The organism is Ancalomicrobiaceae bacterium S20 (assembly GCA_040269895.1).
Classification (GTDB): Bacteria; Pseudomonadota; Alphaproteobacteria; order Rhizobiales; family Ancalomicrobiaceae; genus Methyloraptor; species Methyloraptor flagellatus.
In genome coordinates this window covers 3,372,078-3,391,627 of the sequence record CP158568.1, presented here as the reverse complement: position 1 = coordinate 3,391,627, position 19,550 = coordinate 3,372,078, and the positions used below count along the sequence as shown (strand labels likewise).

At 68.3% G+C, this 19,550-nt stretch carries 19 protein-coding genes and 1 pseudogene; 13 read left to right on the top strand and 7 right to left on the bottom strand.

Going from position 1 to position 19,550, the window contains the following annotated elements; all coding sequences use genetic code 11:
- The first annotated feature begins 138 nt into the window (after positions 1–138).
- Complete coding sequence (locus tag ABS361_15410; GenBank protein XBY43467.1) at positions 139–690, top strand: TIGR02281 family clan AA aspartic protease; 552 nt, start codon at positions 139–141, stop codon at positions 688–690.
- A gap of 398 nt (positions 691–1,088) precedes the next feature.
- Positions 1,089–1,799, top strand: a pseudogene (locus ABS361_15405) (PhnD/SsuA/transferrin family substrate-binding protein).
- Positions 1,800–1,809: 10 nt separating this feature from the next.
- On the opposite strand, the gene ABS361_15400 reads toward ABS361_15405, so the two are convergent.
- From ABS361_15400 to ABS361_15385, 4 genes are all read right to left on the bottom strand, one after another.
- Positions 1,810–3,222 carry a bifunctional enoyl-CoA hydratase/phosphate acetyltransferase gene (locus ABS361_15400; protein ID XBY43466.1) on the bottom strand — a complete coding sequence of 471 codons (1,413 nt, stop codon included), beginning with the start codon at positions 3,220–3,222 and terminating at the stop codon, positions 1,810–1,812.
- A 121-nt stretch (positions 3,223–3,343) separates the two neighbouring features.
- Positions 3,344–3,961, bottom strand: a complete 618-nt coding sequence (locus ABS361_15395) for a TadE/TadG family type IV pilus assembly protein (protein ID XBY43465.1) — start codon at positions 3,959–3,961, stop codon at positions 3,344–3,346.
- Positions 3,955–4,467, bottom strand: a complete 513-nt coding sequence (locus tag ABS361_15390) for a TadE/TadG family type IV pilus assembly protein (GenBank protein XBY43464.1) — start codon at positions 4,465–4,467, stop codon at positions 3,955–3,957. The genes ABS361_15395 and ABS361_15390 overlap by 7 nt, the downstream gene beginning before the upstream one ends.
- A 206-nt stretch (positions 4,468–4,673) precedes the next feature.
- Positions 4,674–5,450, bottom strand: coding sequence for a pilus assembly protein N-terminal domain-containing protein (locus tag ABS361_15385; protein XBY43463.1), 777 nt, complete (start codon positions 5,448–5,450; stop codon positions 4,674–4,676).
- Between the two features lie 207 nt (positions 5,451–5,657).
- Between ABS361_15385 and ABS361_15380 the strand changes: the two genes are divergently transcribed.
- The 9 genes from ABS361_15380 to ABS361_15340 all read left to right on the top strand — a co-directional run bounded on the left by ABS361_15380 (position 5,658) and on the right by ABS361_15340 (position 14,641).
- A complete protein-coding gene (locus ABS361_15380) occupies positions 5,658–5,822 on the top strand; it encodes a Flp family type IVb pilin (GenBank protein ID XBY46908.1) in 165 nt (54 codons plus the stop codon).
- Between the two features lie 171 nt (positions 5,823–5,993).
- Positions 5,994–6,491: a prepilin peptidase gene (locus ABS361_15375; GenBank protein ID XBY43462.1), complete on the top strand. Its 498-nt coding sequence runs from the start codon at positions 5,994–5,996 to the stop codon at positions 6,489–6,491.
- Between the two features lie 191 nt (positions 6,492–6,682).
- Positions 6,683–7,480, top strand: a complete 798-nt coding sequence (cpaB, locus tag ABS361_15370) for a Flp pilus assembly protein CpaB (protein XBY43461.1) — start codon at positions 6,683–6,685, stop codon at positions 7,478–7,480.
- A gap of 78 nt (positions 7,481–7,558) precedes the next feature.
- A complete protein-coding gene (locus ABS361_15365) occupies positions 7,559–9,064 on the top strand; it encodes a type II and III secretion system protein family protein (protein XBY43460.1) in 1,506 nt (501 codons plus the stop codon).
- A gap of 14 nt (positions 9,065–9,078) precedes the next feature.
- Positions 9,079–9,825, top strand: a complete 747-nt coding sequence (locus tag ABS361_15360) for a CpaD family pilus assembly protein (protein ID XBY43459.1) — start codon at positions 9,079–9,081, stop codon at positions 9,823–9,825.
- Entirely contained in the window at positions 9,825–11,081 is a 1,257-nt protein-coding gene (locus tag ABS361_15355) for a CpaE family protein (GenBank protein ID XBY43458.1), read from the top strand. Before ABS361_15360 ends, ABS361_15355 begins: the two co-directional genes overlap by 1 nt.
- 60 nt (positions 11,082–11,141) lie before the next feature.
- The gene (locus ABS361_15350; protein XBY43457.1) at positions 11,142–12,599 is read left to right on the top strand and encodes a CpaF family protein; all 1,458 of its coding nucleotides are present in this window, start codon (positions 11,142–11,144) and stop codon (positions 12,597–12,599) included.
- A 41-nt stretch (positions 12,600–12,640) separates the two neighbouring features.
- The gene (locus ABS361_15345) at positions 12,641–13,636 is read left to right on the top strand and encodes a type II secretion system F family protein (protein XBY43456.1); all 996 of its coding nucleotides are present in this window, start codon (positions 12,641–12,643) and stop codon (positions 13,634–13,636) included.
- Between the two features lie 39 nt (positions 13,637–13,675).
- Positions 13,676–14,641 carry a type II secretion system F family protein gene (locus ABS361_15340; GenBank protein XBY46907.1) on the top strand — a complete coding sequence of 322 codons (966 nt, stop codon included), beginning with the start codon at positions 13,676–13,678 and terminating at the stop codon, positions 14,639–14,641.
- A 105-nt stretch (positions 14,642–14,746) separates the two neighbouring features.
- On the opposite strand, the gene ABS361_15335 is transcribed toward ABS361_15340, so the two are convergent.
- Positions 14,747–15,526, bottom strand: coding sequence for a tetratricopeptide repeat protein (locus ABS361_15335; GenBank protein ID XBY43455.1), 780 nt, complete (start codon positions 15,524–15,526; stop codon positions 14,747–14,749).
- Between the two features lie 273 nt (positions 15,527–15,799).
- Here ABS361_15335 and ABS361_15330 point away from each other — a divergent pair, with 273 nt between their 5' ends.
- Together ABS361_15330 and ABS361_15325 are read left to right on the top strand one after the other, a co-directional pair.
- Complete coding sequence (locus tag ABS361_15330) at positions 15,800–17,191, top strand: leucyl aminopeptidase family protein (protein XBY43454.1); 1,392 nt, start codon at positions 15,800–15,802, stop codon at positions 17,189–17,191.
- A 171-nt stretch (positions 17,192–17,362) separates the two neighbouring features.
- The gene (locus ABS361_15325) at positions 17,363–17,713 is read left to right on the top strand and encodes a MarR family transcriptional regulator (protein XBY43453.1); all 351 of its coding nucleotides are present in this window, start codon (positions 17,363–17,365) and stop codon (positions 17,711–17,713) included.
- 10 nt (positions 17,714–17,723) lie between these two features.
- Here the strand turns inward: ABS361_15325 and truA are convergent, their stop codons facing one another.
- Together truA and fmt are read right to left on the bottom strand one after the other, a co-directional pair.
- Positions 17,724–18,503 carry a tRNA pseudouridine(38-40) synthase TruA gene (truA, locus tag ABS361_15320; protein ID XBY43452.1) on the bottom strand — a complete coding sequence of 260 codons (780 nt, stop codon included), beginning with the start codon at positions 18,501–18,503 and terminating at the stop codon, positions 17,724–17,726.
- The gene (gene fmt / locus ABS361_15315) at positions 18,503–19,450 is read right to left on the bottom strand and encodes a methionyl-tRNA formyltransferase (GenBank protein ID XBY43451.1); all 948 of its coding nucleotides are present in this window, start codon (positions 19,448–19,450) and stop codon (positions 18,503–18,505) included. The genes truA and fmt overlap by 1 nt, the downstream gene beginning before the upstream one ends.
- Positions 19,451–19,550 lie beyond the last annotated feature (100 nt).

Sequence of the window (19,550 nt, the reverse complement as noted above, 5' to 3'; positions counted from 1 at the left end):
CAAGGGAAGAGCGCGCCCGGCCAGGCGACCGCCCGGCGCACCAGAGTGGCGGAGCCGATCCGTGCGTTCGAACGGTCGGCTAAAGCACTTGGTAAGGCCGCCGACGTACCATCGGGTTCGCATTTCGGATCGGGCTCGATGGTCAGGAACTTGCTGCGTTTCGTCCTGGTGGCGGCCTTCGGCGTGATGCTCTCGCCGGTTTGGCTGCCCTATCTGGTGCAGGCCGCGACCTGGGTCGCGGACCGGCCGGATCGCGGCCGCGCACCCCATGTCGCCGCCTCCGCGACCGCCACCTCCGGCAACAGCCTCGAGCAGCGCGGCCGCTCGACCGTGCTGACCGCCGATCCCCGTGGGCACTTTCTCACCGACGCGACGGTCAACGGCCGCTCGGTCGGCGTGATGGTCGACACCGGCGCGACCAGCGTCGCGCTGCGCGCCGAGGATGCCGCCTCGCTCGGTCTCCGACCGATGCCGGCCGATTTCACCGTCCCGATCGCCACCGCCAACGGCACCACCAAGGCCGCGCGCGTGACCCTCGCCGAGGTTCGCATCGGCGATGTGCGGGTCAAGGGCGTCGAGGCGCTGGTCGTGCCCGAGCGCACGCTCGGCACCAACCTGCTCGGCATGAGCTTCATGCGTCGCCTGTCGAAGGTCGAGATGGCCGGCGGACGCCTCGTGCTGCGCGAGTGATCGCGTGGAGGGGCGAGCGAGGCTTCGAAGCCGACGGCCGAAGCGGCCGGTCCGAGCGCCGGGCTTGACTTGGCGCAGCCTGCCGCCGCCTTGATGCGCCGAGGCCGTGCGTGCGGCTCCGATTCCCGGCTTCATGGTTTCGCTCCGATGAGCTTCGCTGCGCTGAGATCCCTTCTGTCGGCCGCCGTCACCGTCGGCGCCCTTGGCGTTGCCGATGTCGCCCGCGCGGAGGAGAGCGCCCTGCCGGTCCTCGGCGGCGCGCCGTTCCGGCTCGGCATCGTCGCGACTGACCGGCGCGCGGCCGACCGGATCGAGCCGTTCCGGCGCCGGCTGGAGATCGCGCTCGATCGCAACGTCGAGATCGTCTCGACCGGCTCGGGCCTGGCGCTCGCGCGCGCCTCGCCGAGGCCAAGGTCGATTATGCCATGCTGTCGGGCACGGCCTATGCGACCGCCTGGCGGCTCTGCGGCTGCGTCGCGCCGATCGCGGTGCCGCGCTCGGTCGACGGCACGGCCGGCTATCACGCCGCGGTGGTCGTCCGTGCCTCCTCGAGCATCGCGACCGCGAAGGACCTGAAGAGCCGCACCTTGGCGGTTGCCGACGAGACGTCTGTCGCCGGCCGGATGTTGCCGCTCGCCGAACTCGCGAGCGCGGGCGTGCCGAGCACCGATCTCGCCAAGCTGGTGCCGACCGCCGGTCCGGCCGCCGCGCTCGCGCTGCTGATCGAAGGCAAGGTCGACGCGGCCGTCGTCTGGTCGACGCTCGAGGGCAGCGAGGCCGGGGGCTACAGCCGCGGCACGCTCGCCGATGCCGTCGCCAAGGGGCGACTGGCGATGAGCGACTATCGGATCGTCTGGTCGTCGAGCCTGATCGCCCATCCGCCGCATGTGATCCGGTCGAGCCTCGCGGAGCCGGTCAAGGCGCGGCTGCGCGACGTGCTCGACGATCTGCCCGAGCGGGATCCGGACGCCTATGACGCGGTCGCAGGCAGCTTCGGCGGCGGCTTCGTGCCGGTCGGCCACGCGGCCTACGTGAACCTGCTGCCGCTGGTCACGCCGCCCGAGGCCGCCGAGCCGACCCCGGCCGAGCCGGTCAAGCCGAAGACCTGAACCGCCTTCGTCACGCCTGCGGATCGACCGGCGCGACCGCGCTGGTGCCGGTCTCGTCGTAATGCTGCTTGAGCACGGCGAGTGCGGCGGAGACCAGCCGCGCCTTGTCGCTGTCGGCGCGGCTCGTCAGCATGATCGGCACGCGCGCCCCGATGACGAGCCCCGCCGCCTCCGCCGAGGCGAGGAAGGTCAGTTCCTTGGCCAGCATGTTGCCGGCCTCGAGGTTCGGCACGATCAGCACTTCGGCGCGTCCGGCGACCAGCGAGGTGATGCCCTTGGTCCGCGCTGCGGCGACGTCGATGGCATTGTCCATCGCCAGCGGACCGTCGACGATGCCGCCGCGGATCTGGCCGCGCTCGGCCATCTTCGACAGCACGGCGGCGTCGATCGTCGAGGGGATCGCCGGATTGACCGTCTCGACCGCCGACAGCACGCCGACCCGCGGGGTGGTGATGCCGAGCGCGATGGCGAGATCGATCGCGTTCTGGACGATGTCGACCTTGGTCGTCAGGTCGGGCGCGATGTTGATGGCGGCGTCCGAGATCAGCAGCGGCGCCGCGCGGCCGAGGACGTCGATGACGAAGACGTGGCTGATGCGGCGCGCGGTCCGGAGCCCGCCGTCGCGCTTGACCACGTGATGAAGCAGCACGTCGGTGTGGAGATGGCCCTTCATCAGCGCCTTGGCGCGGCCTTCGCCGACCAGCGCCACGGCCTTGGCCGCCGCGGCCTCGTCGTCGGCGGCCTCGATCAGGGTCAGGGACGAGAGGTCGAGCCCGGCGGCCTTGGCCGCGGCGGTCATGCGCGACGTGGTGCCGACCATCAGCGGCTCGATCAGACCGGCCGCCTTGGCTTCGATCGCGCCGGCGATCGAGGCGGCATCGTCGGGCTGCACCACGGCCGTGACCAGCGGCGGCAGGCCGCGGGTCGCCTCGATCAGGCGGTCGAAACTCGGATGCCGATCGATCATGACACCCGGCACCTCGATATGCGGCATCGAAATGCGCTGCGTCGGCGCGAGCACGCACCCCTCGCCGGTCAGGACGGCGGTGCCTGTCGCGTCGATCACGGCGAGAGCCATGTCGATCGAGCCGTCACCGTTCTTGGCGGTCACGGTCGCGGTCCCGGTCAGCGTCTCGCCGAGCTGCACCGGTCGGACGAAGGCGAGCGACAGCCGCTTCCAGGCCGCGCCGGGGCCGGGCAGGTGGTTGCCGACCACGGCGGAGACGATCGCGGCCACAAGCAGGGCCGGCGACGACGGCTCGTCGATGCGGCCGTCGCCGTTCCAGTCGATGCCAGGCAGATGCAGCGGATTGGTCGCGCCGGTCGCGCGGGCGAACAGGAACAGATCGTCGGGCGTGACCTTGCGGGTGACGCTGTCGCTGTCGCCGACGGCGATCTGATCGTAGGTACGGTTCTCGACCATGGTCCGCTCCGGATCGGGGATTGGGCCGCGGTCCATCGGCGCGGCGGTGCAGCCGGGCCTTAGCACGATGCGTGCGGCCTGCCGTCCCGATTCATCCGGATCGACAGACCCTTTCCGGATGTCAGCAGCCGCTCGCCGTGCAGGTCACGGTCTGAGAAACGCGCGGGCGCAGGTAGGCGATGTCGTTGAGCGTGATCGATGGCGATCCCCAGATGTCCGTCATCATCTTCGAGAACACCGACGTGTAGGTGAAGGTCACCCGGGCGACGATCATCTGCTGGCCGTCGACGGCCAGCGATGCCGGCATCGTGACCGGCGGCGTGGAACCCTTGGTCCAGGCGCTGCCGTTGCGCGCCTGGCTCCAGGCCACCTTGAAGCCGTTCGCGGTCGTGTAGTTGACCGCCGAGACGACCATGATGGCGCCGGAGGCGGGGTAGGGCGAGAAGATCGCCGTCGACGCGTCGAAGATGTTGCTCATGTCGCTCGAGTTGACGGTGGCGACCTGTGCCACCAGATCGCCGAGCGTCGAGGCGGTGTGGCTGACCTTCCGGTAGATGGTGACGGCCTGCCCGACCTCGTTGCCCACAATCAGCAGCGTCAGCATCAGCGGCAGCAGAATGGCGAATTCGACCGCCGAGACGCCGCGCCGATCGCGGGCGAAGGAGCGGAGGCGACTGTGAGCAAAGGAGTGGAGCGGCCGGGCGGCGGCGCTGAGGATCTCTCGCATCGGGCTCACCATGGGAACGGCTCGTTGCGGAACACGGCGATGCCGCTCATGAGCCGCTTGTTGCCGCTCTGGTCCGCCATGTTGAGGCCGAAGCCGGTGAAGATCAGCGGATAGAGATAGTAGGCGCGGACGACCACGATCTCGCTGCCGTGCGTGTTCTGATAGGCGAATTTCGACGGATCGAAGTTGCCGTCCTTGTCCTTCGGCGTCGACAGGTCGGCCGCGCCGAAGCTGGTCGACGTCTTGACGTCCAGGGAGAGGCCCGAGCACGAGAAGAACGCATAGAGCCGATTGCACACCTGCGTCTTGAACGCGGCGAGATCCATGTTCTGCTGCTGGGCCTGTCCGGTGCGGATCAAGCGACCGGCATCGGTGACGGCGCTGTCGAGGATCTGCCCGGCGAAGAAGCAGAACGCCGTCTCGAGGATCGCGGCGATGATGGCGAAGAACGGCAGCGCGATGATGCCGAACTCGACGGCGGTCGCGCCGCGCTCGTCGCGCAGCAGACGGACGGGCAACAGACGCCGTCGCGGTGCGACGCTCCGCGCCGTTTCGACTGCCGTCTCGCCGTTCGGGGGAAACTGTCCCATGATCACCTCAAGCGGTCATGCGTGTCGCATGGCTTGCTTCTTAGGGCATGACCGGTTGAGGAACGGTTGTTACGTATGGGGAAAGGTCGCCCTATCACCGTAAACTTTTGGTTCGTGACCGTTTTCCTGCCGCGTCACTGCGGCGCGGCGCCGTTCGACGCCTTGGCGCCGAAGTCGTTGCGCTGCTGAATCTGCGACATGCTCTTCGTGAACGCCGTGTCGTCGTCGCCCGGCTCGAACATGGCGTTGCAGTGCGGCGTGCACGAATAGCTCGCGCGCGCGCCCGCACGTTGGATAGTGACGAGGCCGGTCTGCGCCTTCTCGACCGACACCACCTCGTCGGCGATCGGCTCGCCTTTCGGGTCGAGGATCACCAGATTGGTCATGCCCACGGCGCGCCCGGTGATCACGATGGTCTGGCGGTCGTGCATCGTCGCATCGGCGATGCCCGGATTGCCGATGATCACGGTCGCGGCCTGTCCGGCGATGCGCATCACCTTCGCGCGGTCCATCACCACATTGATGGGCTCCTTCGCCTGCGCAGCCGGCACGGCCGAGAGGATGAGGAAGGCGAGGGCGGCGAAAGTACGCTTCATGGCGCGAGATCCGATCGAGGAAACGGATAAATTCTCATCGATCTTGGTGAAGGATTGCCTAACGCCCCTTTCGGCGCCGACCGCCCCCTTCCCGGCAGGCCGGCGCGGCGAACGTCCGGCGCCCAAGAGTTTCGGGCCGAACCGGCGGGCGCGGATGGTCGATCGACGGATCTCCGCCTTTGCGAAGCGGAAAGGCTTGCGCGAAAGACGTAGGCTCCGCGGTGCCTCGACGGGAAAATGTCCGTCGTCTCGAGTGGCAATACGAAAGTTTCCATGAAGTTCGATATCAATATATCGGAAATTTCGCGGAGACATACCTAGGTGATCTGGATCATTTATATCTATACGCTATTTTATCAAATGAAAAACCATGGATTCGCTGAATTATAACGTTCAGGGTAGGGCATTTTAAACCAAGAAGATTTACTCGTCTTTAGATCGGCGGGGCTAAGTTGGTTCTCGACTTCGGGGCGCACCGAACGAACCGCCCGAACAGTCGTGAACCGTGTGACTAGGAGTATCGTGATGACCATGTTCGCCCGCTTCCTCAAGGACGAGTCCGGCGCCACCGCCATCGAGTACGGCCTGATCGCTTCGTTGATCGCCGTTGCGATCATCTCTGGCGCGACCACGCTCGGCACCAAGCTGAACTCGACCTTCCAGAACCTGTCGTCCAACATGAAGTGACGACGCCCCGACCGATCGATCTCGATCGCGACAGGGGAACAGGGCGGAGCTAAGGCTCCGCCCTTCGCATTTGGAGACGGCGCCCGGGCGCCGTTCTACCGCGCCGCGGTTAAGGCGCCCTTCAAGTCTTGGCGATGATACTGCGCCGGCACGTTCTGACGGGAGCGGATCATGTACGAAGCCGCGGTGATGGTCTTGTTTCCCCTGCTGGTCGCCTATGCCGCGGCCACCGACTTTCTGACCATGACGATCGCCAACCGGGTCTCGATCCTGCTGATCGCGGCCTTCGCGATCCTCGCCCCCTTCGCCGGGCTCGGCTGGGAGGATCTCGCCTGGCATCTCGCCGCCGCGTCGATCGTGTTCGCCGTCGGCCTCGGCTGCTTCGCGGCCGGATGGATGGGCGGCGGCGACGTGAAGTTCGCCGCGGCCGTGGCCTTGTGGCTCGGCTGGTCGCACGTCCTCGAGTTTACGACGCTGTTTTCGCTCTATGGCGGCATTCTGACGCTGCTCGTACTTGGCGCCGACAAGGTCTTGGCGCCGGTCCCGCTACTCAAGGTGGGTTTTCTGTCCGAGTTCTCGCGGCACCGTCATGTCCCATACGGTCTGGCCCTGGCGGCCGCCGCCCTCCAGATCTACCCCTCGACGCTCTGGCTCAAGCCGCTCGTCTGACAGGCGGCTGTAATCGACGGATACGCTCGGTTAACCCTGCGCGCACACACCCCATTAACCATACCTGAACCTTTGTCCCCGACACTCTGCAGCTAGGGTGTCGGTTTCCTCGGCCGTTCGTCGCTCCGCGATGGCGCCGTCCGACGCTCGGTTTCCGGGGCAGACCCTCGGTGTATTCGGGTTCGGTGGTCATGAACGCTCGCGTCCTGGTTCTCGTAGTGGCGGTCGGTGCCGGTCTGGTCGCGGCCTTCCTGGCCATGCAGATGACCGGGCAGCCGGCCCCGCCGGCGCCTGCGCCCGCGCCTGTCGTGCAGGCGCCCTCGATCGACACGGTGGACGTGCTGGTCGCCTCGCGTGAGCTGCCGATCGGCACGCGCATCCAGGCCGGCGACCTGATCTGGGACAAGTGGCCGCGCGCCACCACGACCGAGCGCTATCTGGTCCGGTCGGTGCGACCGGCCGCCGATGCCGAGCTCGTCGGCATGATCGCGCGCCAGACCATGCTCGCCGGCGATCCCGTGCGCGAGGAGCGTCTGACCAAGGCCGATCGCGGCTTCATGTCGGTCCTGCTGTCGCCCGGCATGCGGGCGGTCGCGGTCGAGGTCAAGGCCGTGTCGACGGCCGGCGGCTTTGTGCTGCCGAACGACCGCGTCGACGTGCTCTTGACCCGCGCGGCCCCGAAGGGCGCGGGGTCCGGCGACCCTTACGTCTCCGAGACGCTGCTCCAGAACATCAAGATTCTCGCGGTCGATCAGAACACGAGCGACCAGCGCGGCGAGCCGACGATGGTCGCCAAGGATACCGCCACCCTCGAGCTGACGCCGCATCAGGCCGAGACGCTGGCCCAGGCCCAGCAGCTCGGCACGATCTCGCTCGCCCTGCGCTCGATCCGCGACGCGGAGACGCCGCTCGCGGCGAACGAGGACGACGGCGGAACGGTGAAATTCGTGCGCTACGGCGTCGTGACCCGGATCACGACCAAACGCTGAGACGCTTTCGGGCCGGCCATGCCGGTCCGGGAGCCGGATGGCGGATGCCCGCCAGGATATCGGACGGGGAAGAAGTCGATGTTCGTCACTTGGGCCAAGGTCCCGCTCTCGGTCGGTCTCGTGATCGGCCTCGCGCTCGCCGTCGACGGCGCGACGCCCGCGGCCGCGATCGATCCCGGCTACGGCGCCCCGTCCGCACGCGGCGTGGCCAGCCGCCCGTTGAACATCGCCGCCTCGAAATCCACGATCCTCGATTTCGACGAGGACATCCGCGACGTGCTGGTCTCGAACCCGGCGGTCGCCGACGCGGTGGTGCGCACCAATCGCCGCCTCTACGTCATGGGCAACAAGCTCGGCACCACCAACATCTTCGTCTTCGGGGCCAACGGCCGGCAGCTCGCGGCCTACGAGCTGCAGGTGCAGCCCGATATCGCGACGCTCCAGGCGCTGATCCGGCGGCTGATGCCGGAATCCGACATCCATGTCGAGGCGGTCGCCGGCACCGTGGTGCTGTCCGGCTCGGTCGCGAGTTCGGCCGAGGCGATGCAGGCCTATGAGGTGGCGGCGAAGTTCATCGGCGCGCCGGTCGACCAGGGGTCGGGCTCCGGCGGCGCCGCCGGCGGCGCTTCTTCGACGCCGAGCGCATCCGGGCGAACGACGGGTGAATCGGTGCAGGTGGTCAACGCGCTGAAGATCCGCGGCAAGGATCAGGTGATGCTGAAGGTCACCATTGCCGAGATTCAGCGCAATGCGGTCAAGAAGCTCGGTGTCGACCTGTCGAACGGCACCTCGGGCGTGGTGATCAACAACGGCGGTCAGACGACCAGCCTTCTCACCTCGAATGCCTTCCCGATCACGTCGAACGATCCCGCTGCGGTGCTGTCGGGCTCCTACAAGATCGGATCGGCGACGATCAACGGCAAGGTCCAGGCGCTGGAGCAGCTCGGCGTGCTGCGCACCCTCGCCGAGCCGAACCTCTCGGCGATCTCGGGCGAAGAGGCGAAGTTCCTGGTCGGCGGCGAGTACCCCGTGCCGGTATCGCAGTCGACGAGCAACGGCCAGACCACCAACACGGTCGAATTCAAGACCTACGGCGTCGCGCTTAACTTCATCCCTGTCGTGCTGTCCGAAGGCCGGATCAGCCTGACCGTCAACACCGAGGTCTCCGAGCTGACCTCGGAGGGCGCGGTGACGATCGGCACGCTGACGATCCCGGCGCTGCACGTGCGCCGCGCGGCGACCACGCTCGAGATCCCGTCGGGCGGCATGATGGTGCTCGGCGGCCTGATCCGCGACGACGTCCGCCAGGCGCTGTCCGGAACGCCGGGTCTCATGAAGATCCCGGTGCTCGGCACGCTGTTCCGCTCGCGCGACTTCCAGCGCGCCGAGAGCGAGCTGGCGATCTTCGTCCAGCCCTACATCGTCCGGCCGACCGCCGCCTCCAAGCTGCAGCGCCCGGACCAGAACTTCCAGCCCTCGACCGATGCGGCCGCGAATTTCCTTGGCCGGGTCAACAAGATGTACCGGGTCGGCGGCGAGCCGAACGGCACCTATCGCGGCCAGTACGGCTTCATCTACGAGTGAGGAGACGGTCTCTCATGGTTCGTGATGTCTCCCCCGCCATTCGCCCCGCGCGCCGGTCGTCGCGCGCCGTCGCGAGCGGTCTTCTCCTGCTCGCCGGTCTGCTCGGCGGCTGCGCCGGCACCAAGACCGAGCCGCTGATCACCGGTTCGACCGAGCGTGACCCGATCACCTCGCGCCACCCGATCGTGCTCAGCGAGGGTGCCGAGACCATCGACATTCCGATCGGCAGTCAGGCCGCGCGGCTCAACGAGGCGTCGCTCTACACGATCGAGCGCTTCGGTGCCGATGCGCGCGCCCGCGGCGCCGGCTACGTAACGGTGATGCTGCCGAGCGGTTCGGCCAACGAGGCGGCGGCGTTCCGCGTCGCCTCGCAGGTCACCGCGGCGCTCGCCCGCGGCGGCTTCCCCGCCGCCTCCGTCGTGCGCCAGCCCTATCGGGCCAACGTCGACAGCACCGAGGCGCCGATCCGGCTCGCCTATCCGCGCATCGTCGCCGCGGTGCCGCATCGCTGCGGCCACTGGCCGGACCAGATCCTGAACAGCGAGAAGAACGACCATTACTGGAACTTCGGCTGCGCCTATCAGGCCAACATGGCCGCGATGGTCGCCGAGCCGAACGACTTCATAACGCCGCGCGGCGAGGATCCGGCCGACGGAACCCGGCGCACCGCGGTCATCCAGAGCTACCGTCAGGCCAAGCAGACCAAGTCCGATACCGGCATCTCGGCGGCGCAGGCCTCCAACGTGAGCGGGGGCAAGTGATGAGCGAGCACGGTCCGGGGCCGGAATCGCGCGGTCAGATCGACATCAACCCGATCCCGCGCATCGCCGTTCAGGCCTTCTGCGAGACGCGCGAGACCGCGGCCCTGATCGACGCAGCGTCGAGCGACCGCCGCATGATGCGCACGCACACCAAGGTCCACATGGGCGGTCTGGCGGCGGCGGTCGAGTTCTATCAGTCCGCGCCGACGCCGAACCTGGTCGTCCTGGAATCGCGCGAGGGGCGCGACGAGATCCTGACGCATCTCGATCGCCTGGCCGAGGTCTGCGATCCCGGGTCCAAGGTGATCGTGATCGGCCATGTCAACGATATCATTCTCTATCGCGACCTGCTGCGCCGCGGTGTCAGCGAATACATGGTCGCGCCGGTCGACCTGTTCGACTTCCTGAAGACGGTCTCCGATCTCTATGCCGGCCCGGAGGCAGCGCCGGTCGGCCGCACGGTCGCCTTCATCGGCGCCAAGGGCGGCTGCGGCGCCTCGACGATCTGCCACAACGTCGCCTGGACCGCGGCGCGCATCTTCACGAGCGACGTCGTGATCGCCGACCTCGACCTCGCGTGGGGCACCGCCGGGCTCGACTTCAATCAGGACCCGGCGATGGGTATCGCCGAGGCGGTCTACCAGCCGGAGCGTCTCGACGAGGTCTATCTCGATCGCCTGCTCGCCAAGTGCACGGACCACCTGAGCCTGCTCGCCGCGCCCGCGTCGCTCGAGCGCAGTTACGATTTCGAGGAAAGCGCCTTTGAGGGCGTGCTCGACGTCGTTCGCACGAACGTCCCGCTGGTCGTGCTCGACGTGCCGCACGTCTGGACCGCCTGGTCGCGACGCACCCTGCGTGCGGTCGACGAGGTCGTGCTGGTCGCCGCGCCCGACCTCGGCAATCTGCGCAATGCCAAGAACATCATGGACAGTCTGCGCCACGCCCGCCCGAACGATCAGCCGGCGCGGCTGGTGCTGAACATGGTCGGCGTCCCGAAGCGGCCGGAGATCAAGCCGGAGGAATTCGCCAAGGCGCTGGAGATGCCGGTGCTGGCGACGGTCCCCTTCGAGGCGCATCTGTTCGGCACGGCCGCCAACAATGGCCAGATGATCGCGGAAACGGATCCTAAACACCCTGTCGGTGAAATTTTTCGTTCGATCGCGGTCGCCATGACCGGCCGCGCCGAGGTCAAGGCGAAGAAGAAGTCGGCCCTCGCGCCGTTCCTGGAGAAGTTGCGCGGACGCAAGGCCTCCTGAGGCCTGGCGCCGCCTGGTGTCCGTCGCCCCTGAGCGGCGGGCTTCGGAGGCTTGGGAAGCATGTTCGGCAAACGCGGTTCCTTCGGTTCCGGTGCGGCGCAGGCGGTGAGGCCGGCGGCGGTCGCATCGTCGGCCGCGGTGCGCGCGGAGGCCCCGCCGCCCCCGCCGCCGTCGAGCGCGCCTGCGAACCTCGATCAGCCGATCCCGCCGGGGCGCGGCGATCCGAAGCCGCGCTCGGAGGAGTACTACGACGTCAAGTCGTCGATCTTCTCGGCGCTGATCGACACGATCGACCTGAGCCAGCTCGCGCGCCTGGATCTCGAGTCGGCGCGCGAGGAAATCCGCGACGTCGTCAACGAGATCATCCAGCTCAAGAACGTCGTGATGTCGATCGCCGAGCAGGAGGAACTGCTCGAGGACATCGTCAACGACGTGCTCGGCTACGGTCCGCTCGAGCCGCTGCTCGCGCGCGACGACATCGCCGACATCATGGTCAACGGCGCGGAGCGCACCTTCATCGAAGTCGCCGGCAAGGTGCAGCTGACCGGCATCCGCTTCCGCGACAACCAGCAGCTCATGAACATCTGTCAGCGGATCGTGAGCCAGGTCGGCCGCCGCGTCGATGAATCGAGCCCGATCTGCGACGCGCGCCTCCCCGACGGCAGCCGCGTCAACGTCATCGCGCCGCCGCTCGCCATCGACGGCCCGGCGCTCACCATTCGTAAGTTCAAGAAGGACAAGCTGACCCTCGACAATCTGGTCAAGTTCGGCTCGATCTCGCCGGAAGGCTCGACGCTGCTCCAGATCGTCGGTCGGGTCCGCTGCAACGTGATCGTCTCGGGCGGCACCGGCTCGGGCAAGACGACGCTGCTCAACTGTCTGACGCGCTACATCGACACGACCGAGCGCATCATCACCTGCGAAGACGCGGCCGAACTGCAGCTACAGCAGCCGCATGTGGTGCGCCTGGAAACCCGCCCGCCCAACCTGGAGGGTGAGGGCCAGATCACCATGCGCGACCTGGTCAAGAACTGCCTGCGTATGCGTCCCGAGCGGATCATCGTCGGCGAGGTGCGCGGCCCGGAGGCATTCGACCTGTTGCAGGCGATGAACACCGGTCACGACGGTTCGATGGGCACGCTGCACGCCAACTCGCCGCGCGAGGCGCTGTCCCGTATGGAATCGATGATCACGATGGGCGGCTTCTCGCTGCCGTCGCGAACCATCCGCGAGATGATCGTGAGCTCGGTCGACGTGATCGTGCAGGCCGCCCGCCTGCGCGACGGCTCGCGCCGCATCACCCACGTCACCGAGGTGATGGGCATGGAAGGCGACGTGATCATCACCCAAGATCTGTTCGTCTACGACATCCTCGGCGAGGACGAACACGGCCGCATCATCGGCCGGCACCGCTCGACCGGCATCGGCCGGCCGCGGTTCTGGGATCGCGCCCGCTACTACAACGAGGACAAGCGCCTCGCCGAGGCGCTCGACAAGGCCGAGGTCGCCGATGCCTGATCGCGCCGCCCCGCCCCGCCGGATCGGAGGAGCGTGACCGCATGCTCGGCAACCCGATCGTGTTTCTGGCCGTCATCGCCCTCGCCATGTTCTGCGCGGGCGGCCTCGCCTATGCGTTGCTGTTCGACCGGGTCAAGCGGGAGGATCTCGCGTCCAAGCGCATGGGTGCGATCGCAGGAACCGCCAAGGCCGCGGCCAAGGAAGCCGACGTGGCGCAGAGCAAGCGCCGCAACATCCAGGAAGCGCTGAAGGAGCTCGAGGCCCGACAGCTCGCCCGCGCCAAGCAGACCAATTCGCCGCCGCTCGCCGTCATGATCGAGCAGGCCGGGCTCGATTGGACCAAGAAGAAGTTCTTCCTGGTCTCGGCCCTGTCCGGCGTCGGCGCGGCCGCCGTCGTCATGTTCCTGTCCGGCAATCCGCTGGTTGCCGGGGGCGCCGGCGTGATCGGCTTCCTCGGTCTGCCGCGTTGGGCGATCAGCTTCATGCGCAAGCGGCGCATGAAGAAGTTCCTCGACGAATTGCCGAACGCCGTCGATGTGATCGTGCGCGGCATCCGCTCCGGCCTGCCGCTCGGCGACTGCCTGCGCATCATCTCGGTCGAGGCGCGCGAACCGGTGCGCACCGAGTTCCGCGCCATCATCGAGACCCAGGCGCTCGGCATCCCGCTCGGCGACGCCTGCATGAAGCTCTATGAGCGCGTGCCGGTGCAGGAAGCCAACTTCTTCGGCATCGTGATCCAGATCCAGCAGAAGGCGGGCGGCAATCTATCCGAAGCGCTCGGCAACCTCTCGAAGGTCCTGCGCGAACGCAAGAAGATGAAAGCCAAGATCAACGCCATGTCGCAGGAGGCCAAGGCCTCCGCCTCGATCATCGGCTCGCTGCCGATCATCGTTGGCGGTCTCGTCTACCTGACGAGCCCGAGCTACATCATGACGCTGTTCACGACCAATCTCGGCCTGCTGATCATTTGTGGCAGCGGCTTCTACATGCTGATCGGCATCCTCGTGATGCGGAAGATGATCAACTTCGATTTCTGACCGCCGTCCGGACGGCCGTGGAGGAACACCGTGCTCCAGATGCTCATGAACCTGCTGCTCGACAAGCAGTTCATGCTCGCCGTGTTCACGGCGCTCGGTGTGTCGGCCACGATCGTGACCGTGGCGCTGCCGCTGATCGAGAAGGACCGCCTCGGTGGCCGCATGAAGGCGGTCGCGCTCGAGCGCGACAAGATCAAGGCCCGCGAGCGCGCGCGTCTGGCGGCCGAGAAGCCGATCACCCTGCGCACCGAGCCGAAGGCCTACATGAAGAGCCTCGTCGAGCGCTTCAACCTCAAGAGCGCGCTCGCCGACGAGAACACGCTCAACCGGCTGCGCATGGCCGGCTTCCGCGGCCAGGCGCCGATGACGGTGTTCCTGTTCGCCCGTTTCGTCGGGCCGTTCGGCCTGTTCCTGCTCGCCGCGTTCTATCTCTACGTTCTGAACGTGCTGGAACTCGCCGGCGGCATGAAGTTCGCGGTCTGCCTCGGCGCCGCCGCGCTCGGCCTCTACGTGCCGAACATCTACATCCAGAACCTGATCACCAAGCGCCAGCAGTCGATCCGGCGGGCTTGGCCGGATGCGCTCGATCTGGCGCTGATCTGCGTGGAATCCGGCATGTCGATCGAGGCCGCGTTCCGGCGCGTCGCCGAGGAGATCGGCACGCAGTCGATCCCGCTCGCCGAGGAGATGTCGCTGACCACCGCCGAGCTGAGCTTCTTGCAGGAGCGCCGCAAGGCCTACGAGAACCTCGCCAACCGCACCGGCCTCGAAGGCGTGAAATCGGTGGTGACCGCGCTGATCCAGGCCGAGCGCTATGGCACGCCGCTCGGCCAGGCGCTGCGCGTGCTGGCGCAGGAGAACCGCGACGCCCGCATGGCCGAGGCCGAGAAGAAGGCGGCCGCGCTGCCGCCGAAGCTGACCGTGCCGATGATCGTGTTCTTCCTGCCGGTGCTGTTCGCCGTGATCATGGGGCCGGCGATGATCCAGCTCTTCAAGATGGACTGACCGACCGAAAGCGGTCTTCACACACTGGCCCGCATACGACGAGACCCGCGAGGCATGGCTTCGCGGGTCTCGTCGCATTTCCGATCCGGGTTTCGCTCGGGCGCTTCAGCTCTTCGGCCGGTCGGCGGCCTTGATCTGCTTCCAGGTGTTCTGCTGGCTCATCATCGTCTTCAGATAGGCCATGTTCTCGGCCGCCTCGGCCGGGGGCAGGGCGGCGGTCGCGACCTTCTCGGCCTCGGCGAACTTGCCCTGCAGCCCGAGCGCCAGCGCGAGGTTCTGGCGGACGCGCGCATCGGCCTGCGGGCTCGCCACCGCCTGCCGCAGCACCTTCTCGGCCGCCGGCAGCTCGTTGGTCAGCACGTAGGAGAGGCCGAGGTTGTTGAGGATGGTCGGCTCGTTCGGCGCGATCTTGAGTGCCTCGAAATAGATCCGGCGCGCTTCGGCCGGATTGCCGAGCTGATCCTGGATCGCGGCCTCGGCCGAGAGCAGTCGCCAGTCCGGCGCCGTCGGATCGGTCGACCGGCGGATCACCTTCAGCGCCTCCTGGAAGTCGCCATTGGCGGCGAGTGCCTTGCCGTAGGCCGAGGCGACCATGCCGTCGCGCGGGTTCTGCAACACGGCGCGCTGCAGCACGGCGACCGCCTGCGCGGTCTGGCCGTTGGCGCGCAGCGCCTGCGCATAGCCGATCGCGGCCTCGCGATCGCTCGGATTGCTCTCGAACCGGCGTCCCCAGGCTTCCGCGTTCTGGCGCGGCACCGACCCGGTGGTCAGCTCCGGCGAGGGGGCCGAGCGGCGCGCCTGGCAGCCGCCGAGCACGACGCCGGCCGCGACGGTGAGGAGGAGAATGCGGGCCGTGCGGCGGAGGCCGAACCTGCGGGTGCCCATGGGACGCTCCGGTGGACTTCGAAACTGAAACCGGTCGGGCGGACGCATCCGCCCCGCTCAGAGCAATATCCTGTTAACCCTAATAGAGGGTTAAGTGGCTTCGGCTCTGCGGTCCGGCTCCCGTGCCGTGCCACGCGCCGACATCCGCACGGCGACATCCCCCGCCCGCTTGCCGGCCCTGGTCCGTGCGGCGACCCGGCCCGGTCCGGGGTTGGACGTCGCCGGTGTGCCGGCTACTGTGTCGCCCCTCGACGTCGATTTCGGAGATCCGCCTTGTCCGACCGCCTGCTCGCCCCCGACTGGACCGGCCCGTCGCTGCCCATCTGGACCGTCGCCCCGGACGGCCTCGCCGCCCGGCTCGATTCGCTCGGTTCCGCGATCGCCACCTTCGCCCGCGCCAACGGTTTCGAGGCATCGGCGGGATCGCATCTCATGGTGATGGAACCGGCCGGCGGTATCGCCGGTGTGCTGTTCGGGCTTGGCAAGCCGGGCGATGCGGCGCGCCATCCGTTCCTGCCGGGCAAGCTCGCGAGCGTGCTCCCCGAGGGCGACTGGCGCTTCGACGGCCCGCTCGACGACGCCGCGCTCGCCGCGCTCGGCTGGGCGCTCGAGGCCTATCGGTTCCGGCGCTACCGCAAGCCGACGGGCAAGACCGCACGTCTCGTCGTGCCGCAGGGTGTCGATTATGCGAGCGTGCAGCGCACCGCCGTTGCCGTGACGCTGGCCCGCGATCTGGTCAACACCGCGCCGAACGATCTCGGCCCGGTCGAACTGGCGGCCGCCATCCGCGCGGCGCTGGAGCCGCGCGGCGCGACCGTCACCGAAATCATCGGCGACGACCTCCTCGCCCAGAACCTGCCGCTGATCCATGCGGTCGGTCATGGTTCGGACCGGACCCCGCGCCTCGTCGACGCCACCTGGGGCGATGCCGCGCACCCGAAGGTAACGCTGGTCGGCAAGGGCGTGTGCTTCGATACCGGCGGTCTCGACATCAAGCCCGATACCGGCATGCTCCTGATGAAGAAGGACATGGGCGGCGCGGCCAATGTGCTCGGCCTCGCCACCATGATCATCGACGCCAAGCTGCCGGTGCGCCTGCGCGTGCTGATCCCGGCGGTCGAGAACGCCATTTCCGGCCGTGCCTTCCGGCCCTCCGACGTGTTCCCGAGCCGCAAGGGCCTGACCGTCGAGATCGGCAATACCGATGCGGAAGGGCGCTTGGTCCTCGCCGATGCGCTCGCGCTCGCCGACGAGGAGAAGCCGGACCTGATCGTCGACATGGCGACGCTGACCGGCGCAGCCCGGGTCGCGCTCGGTCCGGAACTGCCGCCGTTCTACACCCGCGACGATGCGCTCGCCGCCGACCTGCAGGCGACCGCCATGGCGCTCGCCGATCCCGTCTGGCGCATGCCGCTCTGGAAGCCCTACATGGGTCTGCTCGACAGCAAGATCGCCGACACCAACAACGTCACCAGCGGCGGCTTCGCCGGCTCGGTCACGGCCGCGCTGTTCCTGTCGAAATTCGTCGAGAACTGCCCGTCCTGGGTCCATCTCGACATCTACGCCTGGAACCCCTCGGCCAAGCCCGGCCGCCCCGACGGCGGCGAGGCGCAGGCGATCCGTGCGCTCTATGCGCTGATCGAGAAGCGCTACGCGGCGGCGTGAGGCGCTGCGCCGGCGCCTGCGCTGTGACGGGCCGCCAGCCACCCGGATCGCTGAGCCGGCGCGGGTCCGCTCGTTTCGCTAACCAACCGGCGCGATTGACGATCGCGCCGGGTTGAACCCGTCACGTCACCCTCCTACTATTCCGCATCCGAAACGACCCCGGATGCAGGAATGCCGGTCGAATTGCGCCCGAGCCAGGCGCTGAAACTCTGGCACGACGTGACGCTCGATCTCGTCCGCGACGGCGAGAGCGACCTGTCCGCGCGCCAGCTGACCATCCTGCTGACCGTCTACCTCGAGCCGCCGCCGCACACGGTGCGCGGCCTCGCCGCCAAGCTCAAGGTGACCAAGCCGGCGATCACGCGCGCGCTCGACACGATGGGCGAGCGCGGTCTCGTCGATCGCAAGCGCGATGACCTCGACCGCCGCAACGTGCTGATCCAGCGCACCGTCGACGGCGCACTCTGGGTCGAGAAGCTCGGCGACATCGTCGTGGCGCGCGCCAAGGGCCTGCCGCGGTAGGGACGAGGTCTCAATCCGCGTCGTCGGACGCCGGCTCGGCCCGAGCGGCCTCGCCATAGGCCACCCCCGCCAGATAAAGCCCGCCCGGCGGTGCGACCACGCCGCAGGCCTTGCGGTCGCGGGCATCGAGCGCGGCTTTCAGATCGTCCGCGGTCCATTTGCCCTCGCCGACGTGCTTCAGCGAGCCGACCATCGAGCGGACCTGATTGTGCAGGAACGACCGCGCGGTCGTGTGCACCTCGACGGCGTCGCCTTTGCGGACCACGTCGAGCGTCTCCAGCGTCTTCACCGGCGAATGCGCCTGGCACTCGGTCGAGCGGAAGGTCGTAAAGTCGTGGTGGCCGACCAGCAGCTTTGCGGCCGCGTCCATGGCGGCGACGTCGAGCCGGCGCGGCACGTGCCAGACCCGGTCGCGTTCCAGCGTCGGCGGCGCGCGACGATCGATGATCCGGTAGAGATAGCGCCGACCGATCGCCGAGAAGCGCGCGTCGAAGTCGTCGGCCGCGGCCTCGACCTGCAGCACCGAGACCGGATGCGGCCGGATATGGGCGTTGAGCGCATCGCGCAGCTTGTCCGGTCGCCAGACCTTGTCGAGATCGACATGCGCGACCTGCGCGGTCGCGTGAACGCCGGCATCGGTGCGCCCGGCACCCTTGACCGTGATCAGCCGGCCGGTCAGTCCCTCGAAAGCGCCTTCGAGCGCGCCCTGCACCGAGAGCCCGTTCTCCTGCCGCTGCCAGCCGACGAAGGGCGTGCCGTCATATTCGAGGATCAGCTTGTAGCGGGGCATCAGCCGAGCCTCGCGCCCGCGCCGACGCCCGCCCCGCGCAGGAACGTCTCCGCGTCGAGCGGCTTTGCGCCGGCGCGCTGGAGTTCGACGAGACGCACCGCGCCCGTGCCGCAGGCGATCGCGAGCCGGTCGTCGAGCACCGTTCCAGGCTCGCCAAGGCCCGGCTCGCCCGCGCCCTCGGCCCGTGCCGAGCGAAGGATCTTCACCCGCTCCGTCTTGCCGGCGATGGTCATCTCGCACCAGGCGCCGGGGAAGGGCGACAGGCCACGGATCTGGTCGTGCACGGCCTGCGCCGGCTTCGACCAGTCGATGCGCGCCTCGGCCTTGTCGATCTTCTTGGCGTAGGTGACGCCTTCGTCCGCCTGTGCCCGGCAGCCGAGCGAGCCGCGCGACAGGGCGGCGAGCGCGCGGCCGATCAGGTCGGCGCCGATGCGCGACAGGCGATCGTGCAGCTCCTTGGTGGTTTCGTCGGGCGCAATCGCGGTGCGCTCGGCCATGCAGACGGGGCCGGTGTCGAGGCCCTCTTCCATGCGCATGACCATGACGCCGGTCTCGGCGTCGCCGCTCATGATCGCCCGGTGGATCGGTGCCGCGCCGCGCCAGCGCGGCAAGAGCGAGGCATGCAGGTTGAGGCAGCCCTCGCGCGGCGCGTCCAGGATCGGCTTCGGCAGCAGCAGCCCGTAGGCGACCACGACCGCAACGTCGGCCTCATGCGCGCGGAAAGCGTCGGCCGCTTCCTCGGTCTTCAGCTTGGTCGGGGTGAGGACCGGCAATCCGAAAGCCTCGGCCTGCCGATGCACGGGCGACTTGGTCAACTCGTAGCCGCGCCCGGCCGGTCGCGGTGGCTGCGTATAGACCGCGACCACCTCGTGGCCCTGGCCGACGATCTCGGCGAGCGGCGGGACGGCGAAATCGGGCGTGCCCATGAAGACGACGCGGAGGGACATGGCGGGGCGGGGCCTCGGCTGCGGGTTCGGAGTTCTCCGCCACCGCATGACGCCCCGCGCCCGGCGGGTCAAGTCTCGTCGGCTTGTCGGCGCGACCGGA